This is a genomic window from Faecousia sp., from assembly GCF_048519415.1.
GTDB lineage: Bacteria > Bacillota > Clostridia > Oscillospirales > Oscillospiraceae > JAZOXB01.
On the sequence record NZ_DBFZUT010000018.1, the window covers coordinates 1 to 11,941 of the forward strand.

Annotated in this window: 7 protein-coding genes and 2 pseudogenes; 7 read left to right on the forward strand and 2 right to left on the reverse strand. The window is 59.2% G+C overall.

From position 1 onward, the window contains the following. Nucleotides 1-21 precede the first annotated feature (21 nt). Nucleotides 22-1,146 (reverse strand): peptide chain release factor 2, encoded by a 1,125-nt coding sequence (prfB, locus tag ACMKFF_RS02165; RefSeq protein ID WP_419495893.1) that lies wholly within the window; start codon nt 1,144-1,146, stop codon nt 22-24. A 296-nt stretch (nt 1,147-1,442) separates the two neighbouring features. Here prfB and ACMKFF_RS02170 point away from each other — a divergent pair, with 296 nt between their 5' ends. After that, nucleotides 1,443-1,754 (forward strand): tyrosine-type recombinase/integrase, encoded by a 312-nt coding sequence (locus tag ACMKFF_RS02170; RefSeq protein ID WP_419495894.1) that lies wholly within the window; start codon nt 1,443-1,445, stop codon nt 1,752-1,754. Between the two features lie 2 nt (nt 1,755-1,756). Here the strand turns inward: ACMKFF_RS02170 and ACMKFF_RS02175 are convergent. Continuing rightward, nucleotides 1,757-2,946, reverse strand: a pseudogene (locus ACMKFF_RS02175) (IS256 family transposase). 401 nt (nt 2,947-3,347) lie between these two features. Here ACMKFF_RS02175 and ACMKFF_RS02180 point away from each other — a divergent pair. The 6 genes and pseudogenes from ACMKFF_RS02180 to ACMKFF_RS02205 all read left to right on the forward strand — a co-directional run. After that, complete coding sequence (locus ACMKFF_RS02180) at nt 3,348-4,352, forward strand: sulfate/molybdate ABC transporter ATP-binding protein (protein ID WP_419495895.1); 1,005 nt, start codon at nt 3,348-3,350, stop codon at nt 4,350-4,352. 155 nt (nt 4,353-4,507) lie between these two features. Beyond that, nucleotides 4,508-4,789 carry an alpha/beta fold hydrolase gene (locus ACMKFF_RS02185; RefSeq protein WP_419495896.1) on the forward strand — a complete coding sequence of 94 codons (282 nt, stop codon included), beginning with the start codon at nt 4,508-4,510 and terminating at the stop codon, nt 4,787-4,789. Nucleotides 4,790-4,822: 33 nt separating this feature from the next. Further along, entirely contained in the window at nt 4,823-5,359 is a 537-nt protein-coding gene (locus ACMKFF_RS02190) for an alpha/beta fold hydrolase (protein WP_419495897.1), read from the forward strand. 385 nt (nt 5,360-5,744) lie between these two features. Continuing rightward, on the forward strand, nt 5,745-10,919 hold the full coding sequence (locus ACMKFF_RS02195; protein WP_419495898.1) for a hypothetical protein: 5,175 nt from the start codon (nt 5,745-5,747) through the stop codon (nt 10,917-10,919). Beyond that, nucleotides 10,907-11,305, forward strand: a complete 399-nt coding sequence (locus tag ACMKFF_RS02200; RefSeq protein ID WP_419495899.1) for a hypothetical protein — start codon at nt 10,907-10,909, stop codon at nt 11,303-11,305. The genes ACMKFF_RS02195 and ACMKFF_RS02200 overlap by 13 nt, the downstream gene beginning before the upstream one ends. Further along, nucleotides 11,304-11,941, forward strand: a pseudogene (locus tag ACMKFF_RS02205) (MSCRAMM family protein); the annotation flags it as partial. The gene ACMKFF_RS02200 and the pseudogene ACMKFF_RS02205, both read left to right, overlap by 2 nt.

Below are 11,941 nucleotides of genomic sequence, written 5' to 3' on the forward strand. Positions count from 1 at the left end.
GGGCTATCCCGCGCTTATTCTTTACTTTTTCAGCGTCCCATTGGCGGAGGCGGTGAGATAGGCATTGATGAACCCGTCAATGTCGCCGTCCATCACGTTTTGAATGTTGCCTGTCTCAAAGCCCGTGCGGGTATCCTTCACCAAGGTGTAGGGCATGAACACATAGGAGCGGATCTGGCTGCCCCACTCGATCTTCATCTGCACGCCCTTGATGTCGGAGATCTTCTCCGCGTGCTGCTGGGCCTTCATTTCCGCCAGCTTGGCACGGAGCATCTTCATACAGTTATCCCGGTTTTGGAACTGGCTGCGCTCGGTCTGGCAGGAAACCACCACCCCGGTGGGGATGTGGATAAGCCGCACAGCTGAGGAGGTTTTATTGATGTGCTGGCCGCCGGCGCCGCTGGAGCGGAACACCTGCATCTCGATCTCCTCGGGGCGGATCTCGATCTCACTGTCGTCCTCGATCTCAGGCATGACCTCCAGGGCTGAGAAGCTGGTCTGCCGCCGGGCATTGGCATCAAAGGGGCTCACCCGCACCAGGCGGTGTACGCCGTTCTCACTCTTGAGGTAACCATAGGCGTTATCCCCCTCAATGAGGATGGATGCGGACTTGATGCCCGCCTCATCGCCGTCCTCATAGTCCAGCAGCTGATAGGTAAAGCCATGCCGCTCGGCCCAGCGGGTGTACATGCGGTAGAGCATCTCCGTCCAATCCTGGGCCTCAGTGCCGCCGGCCCCGGCGTGAAAGGTGAGGATGGCGTTGTTGGCGTCGTATTCCCCGGTGAGCAGGGCCGCCAGGCGCCGGTCGCCGACCTCTTTTTCCAGGGTCTCATAGCCGGAGGCCACCTCGTCCAGTTGGCTGGCGTCGTCCTCCTCCTGGGCCATTTCGCACAGGGTCAGAGTGTCCTCCCAATCAGTGACCAGGTGATCGTACTTCTTGATCTTATTCTCCAGGCGCTTGATCTTTTGGGCGATCCGCTGGCTGCGCTCCACATCGTTCCAAAAGCCCTCCTGCTCTGTCTCGATCTGCAGCTCAGCCAGTTCCTTTCGGGCGGGCTCAATATTCAGTGCCTGCTCCAGCTCCTTCAGCGTGGGCTCCAGGGCCAGCAGCTTTTGTTTATAAGCATCGTATTCAATGACAGCCATGGTCAATTTCTCCTTTGATAATTTTCCTTAGCCTTTCTATTATAGCCGAATCCGCCCCTGCTGTAAAGCATGAATTCACTCCTTTTCTCCGCAAAAGGAGAGCTTGTTCCGTATCATGCGTAAAATGGGGTTGTTTCCGCCCGGAAAGCCGAAAAATACATATAAGCCCAAGCCTTACGAGCAGATGACCTACCCCGGTCAGCGCGTGCAGGTGGATGTGAAGGTCGTGCCGCGCAAGTGCATCGCGGATCCGGAGCTTCGGCTGTTCCAGTAGGGTATGACAAAATGCAGAGCGCTTGCGCCTTGGTGAGTACTACCAGGACCAGGGCTATGTCTTTACCCAGGACACCGGCGGCCCCATGCTCCCGGGCAGCGTAACGGATTGGCTTGCCAAATTCAGTAAGCGCCACGACCTACCCCACATCAACCCCCACGCCTTCCGTCACGCAATGGCCTCCATGCTATATTTCAACGGCGTGGACAGCGTATCCATTTCTAAGCGATTGGGCCACGCACAGGTCAGCACCACCGCAAATATTTATGCCCATGTGATGGAGGCCGCCGTCAAGATTTATGCGCAAAATTGTTTGCAGGCTCCGGCTAAGTGAAGTCAGCCGGCAATAGAGGCGTCGTCCATGACCGCCTCCAAGTGCTTCATGTTCATGTATTTCTTGTTGCCCCACTGGGTGCCCGCCACATGGCGCAGCCTCGCGCAGACCAGCATCAGGGCGGAATTTCCGTCAGGGAACGTCCCCACCACACGGGTGCGTCGGCGGATCTCACGGTTCAGCCGCTCGATCACGTTGTTGGTGCGGATGCGGGTCCAGTGCTCGCTGGGAAAATCGCAGTAGGTCAGGGTCTCCTCAATGCCGTCCTCGACCTTCCTGGCGGCCTCCTTCAGCTTCATGGCGCGCAGCTCGTCGACCACAGCCTTTGCCTTCTCGCGGGATGCCTTTTTGCTCTCCTGGGCGTGGATCGCCTTGAGCATTTTTGCCACAATTTTGACCTTGGATTTGGGCACAACAGAGAAAACGTTGCGATAGAAATGCACCGTGCAGCGCTGGTATTTGGCGTCCGGAAACACCTCGCCCACGGCCTCCAGCATCCCCATGCACTTGTCACCGACGACGAGCTTTACGCCGTCCAAGCCGCGTCCACGAAGCCATTGGAAGAAGCTGACCCAGCTGGCCTTGTCCTCCTTCATGCCCTCGGCAGCGCCCAAAACCTCGCGAAAACCGTCCTCATTCACGGCGATTGCCACCAAAACAGCAACATTTTCGTACTCTCCGCCCCAGTTGCGGCGCAGGTAGATGCCGTCCACGTAGACATACGGATACCGCCCGCCCTGCAAGGGGCGGTTTCGCCAGTCCTCGATGTGAACGTAGGCTTTCTTGTTCAGCTCACTGATGGTGGCGGGCGAAACCTTGCTGCCCCACAGTGCCTCCGTGATGTCCTCCACCCGGCGCACGGAAACGCCCGCCAGGTACATCTCGATGAGGGCCTCCTCCACGCTGCTCTCCCGGCGGCGATACCGCCGGGTGTGGCAGTCTCGAAGGACACGCCCTTGAGCCGGGGCATGTGGAGCGTGACGTCGCCGGAGGTCGTGCTGAGATTGCGGTCATAGTGACCGCTGCGGTAGCCCTGGCGGGCCTCGCTGCGCTCATAGCGAGCGGCTTGGGTCAGTGACTCCGCCTCCTTCTCCAGCAGCTCGTTCAGGGTTTCCTCTACACTTCCTCGAACTAATTCTTTGAGCTGCCCCTTGATAATTTCCTCATTGAATTGTAAAATCTTCTCGGACATAGTTTGCTGTCTCCTTTCAGAATGGTGTGTCGTGACTTCATTCTACCAGAGCCTGCAAGCTATGTCTTCTTTTATGCTCTTTTCAATTTGCGCAACTTATTGTACCTTATCTTTCTCATCATGGCCGCAGCAAATCCGGGCGTACATCGTGCCGATGGACGGAAATGTTCGGGTAAAGTCCTGCTTTTCGCAAAAACCTCTCCTCAGACGGCGGAAAATAAAAAATTACCGTTGTTGATATGGTATCAACAACGGTAACAGATTTGGCAGATCAACAACGACACACTTGCGCTGAAATGGGTGCTGATCAATATCGCCATTTCCGCGGTGATCCTGCTGATCGTGAATATGCTGGAAAAGAAAAATCTTCTGGCTGCCGGACGCGGAAGGAGGGGAGCCGCATGAGCCTTCTGGTCGATATTGAAAAGAAGCTGGGCGCCTTCACCCTGCACGCGCAGTTTGAAACCTCCGGCGGGATCATGGCGCTGCTCGGCGCCTCCGGCAGCGGCAAGAGCGTCACGCTCAAGTGCATCGCCGGGATCATGACACCGGACCGCGGCCGCATCGTGCTGGACGGCAAGACACTCTTTGACAGCGAAGCGCGCGTCAACCTGACCCCGCAGCAGCGGCGGGTCGGGTACCTCTTTCAGCAGTATGCGCTGTTTCCGAACATGACCGTCATGCAGAATATTCTCTGCGGCGTTCGCTCCGGTACGAAGGCCGAACGCCGCTGGAAGGTGCAGGACAGCCTGCGCCGCTTCCGTCTGGAAGGACTGGAGAAAAAGTATCCCGCGCAGTTCTCCGGCGGCCAGCAGCAGCGCGTCGCGCTGGCACGAATTCTGGTTTCCGAACCGCGGATCATTCTGCTCGATGAGCCGTTTTCCGCGCTGGACAGCTTCCTGAAATGGAATCTGGAGCTGGAGCTGTCCGATCTATTGTCGGATTTTCAGAATCCCATTCTCTGGGTCAGCCATGATCTCGGCGAATGCTACCGCAACTGCCAGACCGTCTGCGTCATGGAAAACGGGCGGTCCGGCGCCGTTCTGGACATGAAGGAGCTGGCGCACCATCCCACCATGCAGGGCGCGGCGCGCCTGACCAGCTGCCGGAATTTTCTGCCAGCGCGCGCCTGCGCCGGCGGTATGGAGCTGGAAGGCTGGAACATCGTGCTGCCGCTGGAGGCGCCGGCGCAGCGCGTGACCGTCGCCATAGGCATCGGCCCGCACGAGGCACGGGTGCTTCGGGTCATCTCCGACCTGAATTCCACCGTGTTGCTGATCCGGCCTGCCGGAACTGCCGACGCGCCGCTTCTGCGTGCCGTCGCGCCAAAGGACGCGCAGGTGCAGCCGGGGCGGACGGTTCATTTCTCCTTGCAAACAGACAAATGCCTGTGCTATAATACATAGGGAATATGGGAGCCGCTCCGTCCGGAACGGCTCCCATTCTGCTTGACAGAAGCCGAAAAGGCTTTTTGACAAGCCGGGCCGCAGAAATGCGGCTTTTCCAAAACGTGCCGGTTAGCACACACTAACCGGAGGGGTTATGGATTGGAGGAAAAATCATGTTGTTCTCAGAGAAATTAAAACGCTTTACGGCGGCACACCCCAGCGCGAATCTGACGGTCGGTGGCGCGCAGTTCCGCTATGTGCTCAGCGGCAGGGAAAACGGGAGACCGCTTGTGTTCCTGAATGGCGGCATGAACACGCTGGAGATATGGATGGACTATGTGGACGGCCTTTCCGAGGACTACCGGGTGCTGCTGTTTGACTATCCGCAGCAGCTGCGCACCAATCAGGCGCTGGTTGCCGGGATGCACGCCTTCTTCCGCGTGCTCGGCATCTAAAACCCGATTTTCATCGGCGCCAGCGACGGCGGCATGGTGGCGCAGATCTATGTGCAGAGCTATCCCGGAGAGGTCGGAGGACTGGTGCTGATCTCCACCGGCGGCATGGACGAGGCCACGCTGAAGAGCCTGAAGAAAAAGTACCGTCTTGCGCCGCTCATGCTGTGGTACATGAAGCACTGCAACTACGAGAAGCTGAAGCCGAAGCTCATCCGGGCCAGCATGCGCCATATCCGCAACGAAAGCGCGGAGGAGATCGCCTACGCCCGGGATATGTTCGAAACCATCTTCAAGGATTACAAGCAGGAGAAGGATGTGCATATCTCCAGTCTGCTGGCGGATGTGATGAACCAGACGCCGGTGACGGAGGCGGATTTTGCGGCGCTGGAAGGCAGGATCCTGCTCATCCTGCCCGATCAGGACTTTTTCTCCGGGAAAATGCAGCAGGATCTCGCTCGCCTGATGCATAGTCCGAAAATCACCTATATTTCCGGCGGCCATTTATCCACCGTGCTGAGGGCGGACGCCTTCGTCCGGGCGATCCGGGAGTTTTTAAAGGAACTGGGATGAGGAAGCCCGCGCGGGTTTTGAAAGAGTTTGCAGAAGAACAGGAAAAAGGCGGAAAACTGTCTTGCATTTATTTGCAGAAGCCGGTATAATTGGTTTGATTATTTGATGAAATATATAAAACGCGCTGCCTCCCGGCTTTCGCCGGAGACGGAATGGGGTGAGAAGCCCCGCGAGCGGGTCACTGTGATGCCGGGAAAACCGGATAAGTCAGATACGTCGGGTCGCGCGTCGGTTCCTGCCCATACCGGGAAGTTGCGATTTTATGAAACGGAGCAACTCCGCACGGCTGGGTGTCGTGCGGAGTTTTTTCGTATCGGGAGCCGTCTTACTTGTCAGCGGGGCGCCTGCCCCTTGTTATATAGCATAAAATATGAGGTGAATTATCATGAAAAGAGGAATTGCGCTGTTTCTTACGCTTGTGCTGATTCTCGGCACGCTCCCGGCGACGGCCTTTGCCACGGGCGGCACGCTCGAGGGCAAGGGAACCAAGGACAGCCCCTACCAGATCAGAGATGCCGAAGACCTGATGGCCTTTGGCGCGCAGGTTGACGAGGGGAACACCTCCATCTGCGGCGAGCTTCTGAGCAGCATCGACCTGACGGGGTATGACTGGGCTGCCATCGGCGGCCTTAAGGATAAGCCGTACAGCGGCACTTTTGATGGTCACGGATATACCGTGACGCTGGACATCACCGTCAATGCCGATTGGACGCATAGCTATGTGGGCCTTTTTGATACGCTGGAACAGGCAACCGTCAAAAATGTCCGTGTGGAGGGAAAGGTCACGGCCGAGGAGGACAGCGGAGACTCGGACCTCTGCTATGGCGGCATTGCGGCTGCGATTGGCGGAAGGAACCGGATCGAAAACTGCAGCTCCAATGTGGCGTTTTCCATTGGCGCTGCCTCCATTGGCGTGGGCGGCATTGTGGGCTATGTCTACGATACGGACAACGAGATCATTGCCTGCGCCAACCACGGCGAGATCACCGGCACCTATGAAGAAGGTACAAACGGCTACGGCGGTATTGTTGGCTGGGCAGACCCGGATATCATGCTGGAATATTGCTACAACTCTGCTGCCATTCATGCGTCCGGGGGGGACATCATCGGTTACGCAGGCGGCCTGATCGGCCTTAGCTATGGTACGCCCACAATCGTCGGTTGTTATACTTCTGCCTCCACGGATGATAACGATTACCTGAATCCCCAATGGGCCCAGCGCACCGCCGCGATTACCTCCGACTATGCTGCGGGTGATTTCTTCGGCAGTGCTTCTGAGATCGGCAGCGATCTGGCGCACAACATGACCTACTCCGAGGCAATCGAGGGAGAAAACGGTCTGAATCCCTATGAGTGGGGCGATGGTCAGCAGATCTGCCGCGCGTGGGACTATTCCAACAGCGTCGAGGATGCCGTGGCGTATCTGAACGGGGATGACTCCTACTACACGGTCTCTGACGAAATGGGCGACGGCTGGCCGGTACTGGCATGGGAACTGGAAAAGCCGGCTTCCCAGGATACGCCGCAGGAAAAGGCGCTGGTTTCGGCCCAAAAAGCCTTTGACGAAGCAAGGGCTGCCGCACTGGACGCGCTGGACAACGGCAAGACCATCGACGGCACGAAATATGTCGGCTACAACACCTATACCTACCGCCAGAATCGTGACTATGGCAGCGACTATCAGAACGGCTACTACCACTACAGCGACGAGAACTGGGAGTTTCTGACGGCGTACTATAATACCGCCAAGAAGGAACTGAAAGTCGGCTTTGTCGAGCCGGAGGGCTGGGAGAGCATGGAACCGGAGGCGATCACCGCCGACGGCGAGCGTCAGGCGGCGCTGCTGACCGGAATCGCCGACACCGCGCTAAAGAACATGGCTGGGGTACTTACCATCAGAGCCGAGAAGGAATTTGCGGGCAAAAAGCTTACGGCGCAGCAGGAGATCTACACGACCTACACAAAGCAGCTCTACGCGCTCGACACCGACCGCGGGATGCTCTCGGCCGTCTGGCATGAGCTGCCGGGGACGAGGGAAGCCTCTGAGCAGTTGGAAACGATGGCAAAGACACTGGAGCAGACGCTGGCAGACGGCCTTGCCGCGCTGGAAGCCACTCGCACGCAGGCAGCGCTGGACGCGGCCAAGGCGGAGTGGAATGCCAAGCTCCTTGCCGTGCGCGAGAAGTACACCGTGCCGAAGATCGACTCCGGCGTGGCGGATAAGTGGGACGGCACGACGAAGACCCAGCCCGCGGGCAGCGGCACGAAGGCCGACCCCTACCGGATCGGCACGGGCGCGGAGCTGGCATGGTTTGCCGAAAAGGTCAACGGCGGCGGCGCTTCGGCCTGCGCCGTGCTGACGGCGGACATCGACCTGAACCGTCAGGAGTGGACCTCCATCGGCACGAAGAATAAGCCCTACATGGGCACCTTCGACGGCCAGAACCATATCATCCACGGCATCTGGAGCACCGACGAAAGCAACACCATTCAAGGTCTGTTCGGCTATATCGGCCGGAACTATTCCAACCGCAGCGACTATGGCACGGTGAAAAACGTGAAGGCTGCCGGACGCATCCGCGCCGTGCAGTCTGCCGGCTCCGGCCTCATCGCGGGTTCCAACGCGGGCGAGATCTACAACTGCGAGGTTTCTGCTTTCCTCGGCAGCTGGAAGGGCATTTCCGCCATCGGCGGCATTGCGGGCTGCATGACCGGCGGCTCCATCGAAAACTGCCGCACCTACGGCCTTTTCCTGACGACGGATGACAGCAAATACAGCAGCAATATGGTCAATTCCATCGGCGGCATCGCCGGCGCAGCCGGGGCCAGTGAGCCCAGCGATGGCTGCCTGATCCGCTACTGCGAGAACCATATGCGGCTGCGCGGCTACGAGCTGAGTTATCTTGGCGGCAAAGGCAGCAGTATGGGCGGCATCGTCGGCCTGATCTCCGGCATTGCCAAGGTGCGCGAAAGCGTCAACTACGCGGAGGTACGCGGCGAGCTCAGGGTCGGCGGTATTCTCGGCTATGTCATTCAGGACAGCGATGCGCAGCTTGACTATGTGACCAACTACGGCGATGTGTATGGCGCGTCAGCGTCTAATCCCGATACCCACGGCACCGGCGGCATCGTCGGTTACGCCGACGAGAAGACCACGTTCCGCCTGCAATACGCCTACAACGCGGGCACGATCTACGGCGAGACCAAGCGCAACCAGTATAACGCCGCCTATGAGTATTCCGCGACTGCGCCGATGACCGGTGCGCTTGTCGGCAACTGGCGCGCGGGCGACGTGCAGCACGCCCAGAGCAGCAGTGCGGACAACACCCTCTGGGGCTATGCCGCGGCGACCGGCACGAACGGCACCGACACCATGCGCGTGGGCGAGATCACCCCGACGGTCAATGTCAAGGGCGGTATGTGGGAGAAGCTCACCGCAACGCGTACCCTTCTGGGCAAACTGATCCGCGTCAGCGACCGCGACGAAAACTACAAGATCTACGGAACGCAGACCAAGCTCTACAATGACACCGTCATGCAGTGCGTCCGCAAGGTCGAGCTGTGCACCACCGCCGAGGAGATCGACGCCGCGCTGGAAGAAGCGGAAAAGACCCTCGCCGAGGTTCCCACGGAGCTGGCGGCCGCCAAGGCCGCGCTGCGCGAGGAGATGCACGCCTTCGTGGACGGCAATCTCTACGATGCCGAGAATAAAAAGACGATCGACGGGCTTCTGGCCGAGGCCGACGCCGCGCTGGATGCGGCGAAGAAGCTCTCCGACGTGACGGACGTCCGCCAGACCTATCTGGGCAGCGAGAACATCGACGGCAAGCTCAAGGAGGTCGAGACCTACCCCACCAAGGCGGCGAATGGCCTTTACAACGAATTTATCTACGGAAAGAAGTATTCTCAGGAGGATGCGGCGGCGCTCCTGCGCGCCTACGAGGGCTGGAGGCTGAAGCTGGATGGCGCAAAGACGGTCGAAGAGGTCGAGCGTCTCTATGCCGAAGCGCGCAAGGTGCTGACCGGGCTGGTCAAGGGCTTTGCCGAGGGTGACACCGCGCCGGATCCGGATCAGGCGGCGCAGGATGCGCTGAAGCTCGCGCGGCAGGAGATCCTCGACGAGCTGGCCGCACTGGAAAAGAAGTACGCAGACGCCCTGACCGGGCAGGCGGGCGACCTGACCGCGCTTGCCGAGCGGTGGCAGAAGGCCATTCAGGCGGTGCTGGACGAGAGCAAGTCCGACCTGCACACGGCAGCGACGCCCGCGCTGGATGAGATCACCTCTTATGCCGAGCTGGAAGCGCTGCGGCAGTCCGCCGCGCAGAAGCTGGAGGACGTCTATGAGGCCGCGCAGCGGGAGCTAACGAACCTCCTTGCCTCCGCGCGCAACGCGGACGCATGGGACGGCGAAACGGTTACCCAGCCTGAGCAGAAGGACGGCGTTTATCAGATCGGTACGCCGGCAGAGCTTGCCTGGCTCGCAAAGAGCATCAACGACAACACCGTTTCGGCCTCCGCCAAGGCGGTCCTGACCGCGGACATCGACCTCGGCTACTGCGAGTGGACGCCCATCGGACAGACGAGCGGCCGCGCCTATCGCGGCAGCCTCGACGGACAGGGCCACACCGTTTCCGGCCTGTACATCAGCAAGGCAGGCTCCGGCTATGCCGGCCTGATCGGCCTTGCCTACGGTGGCACGAAGGTTTCCAACCTGACCGTCAGAGGCGAGATCGCGCTCGCGGATGTCGGCAAGGTTTCCGTGGGCGGTGTGGCCGCGGAAGTTTCCGCCGGCGAATTTGAAAACTGCGTTTCCGACGTGAAGATCACCATCACCGGCCTGACCAACAGCAACGCCAATCTTGGCGGCTTTACCGGCGTGGCCAGTGCGACCTCCTTCACCGACTGCCGCTTTGAGGGAAGCATCACCTGCCAGTACACCGGCAGCGGCTACCTTGGCCGTGGCTACAGCAGCTACAGCGGCGGCGCACTCGGCGGCTTTATCGGCCTTGTCAAGTATACAACACTGGAGCGCTGCGTGAACTCCGGCGACGTCACGGTCAACAAGGCCTCCGGCGTCGGCGGCATCGCGGGCCGCATCTATGCCAGCGGTGATGACGAAACCAGACTGCACGAGTGCCTGAACACCGGCCACATCTCCAACGACGTGAACTTTGTCATCGGTACGGGCGAATGGCCTGCCGGCGGCATCGGCGGCATCGTGGGCGTCACGGACGGAATGGGCGGCGGCAGCCTCCTCATCGACACCTGCTATAACACCGGCGTGATCTCCGGCGGCATCATCGCCGGCGGCATCCTCGGCGGCGAGAGCGGCAGCTACGGCAAGACCACCTCCACCGGCAGCAAGAAGCTCGTTGTGAAAAACTGCTACAACGCGGGCGTTCTGGACACCGGCACGAAGGTCGACCACATCGGCACGCTCGCCGGCTTCCCCATTGAGGCAGATACTGCGACAACCTCTATGTCCTCTCCGGGACGGCGCGCGCGGCGCTGGGCTGGAAGAGCAGCCAGGGCGACCGCATCTACGCCGTGGATATGCTGACGGCGGACATCTTCGACGGCCTGATCGAGAGCATTGCCGATCTCAACGGCGGTTATCCCATCTTCCCGTGGCAGCTTCTGCTGGAGAACAACCGCGAAGCGGTGATCGCCTATCTGAACGAATATTACCATACGAATGTAGAATCCCTGATCTCCGACGCGCAGCGCACGGCGCTGGAAGCAATGCTCGGCCAGACGGCGGAGACCATCCGCACGGCGGCGGACACGCAGAGCATCGTGGACGCTTACCATGCGGCGCTGGAGGCCATGAACCCGGAGAAGCTGCTGGACGAGGCGCGCGCTGCCGTGCTCCGGAAGCTGACCGAGGCCTATGAGGCGGCAAAGACGGCCTATCCCGCGATCGAGGCCGGGCTGACCGAACGCTAATGAGAACGGACAGTTCGTGACGAAATATTATGTCTGCGGCGATGATTGGTCGCTGCGTGAAATTGAGCCAAGCGAGGGCTATCTACTTGATGAATCCGTCTACCACATCGGCGCCGAAGCCAAAAACTATACCGTGGAATACAACGCCATCGCAAGCGATGTAGGCGAACAAATCATCAAAGGCAGAATTGCCCTGATTAAGCACACCGATGACGGCGACACCGGCCTTGAAACGCCGGAGGCTGGAGCCGAATTTGAGGTGTTTTTGAAAGCGGCAGGCAGCTACGACGCCGCCAAAGATACCGAGCGTGATTATCTCATCTGCGATGAAAACGGCTTCGCTGAAACAAAGGATTTGCCATATGGTATTTACACCGTCCATCAAGTAAAAGGTTGGGACGGTCGTGAACTTCTGCCCGATTTTGATGTGTATATCGCCAAGAACGGTGAGGTTTACCGCTACCTTGCCAATAATGCTAATTTTGAATCGTATATCAAGATCATTAAAGTGGACGCCGAAACCGGCAAAATTATTCCCTATGTAGGAACAGGCTTTCAGCTTTACCGCCCGGACGGAACATTGATTACGCAGAGTTTCACCTATCCGGAACCTGTTACCATCGACACCTTTTATAC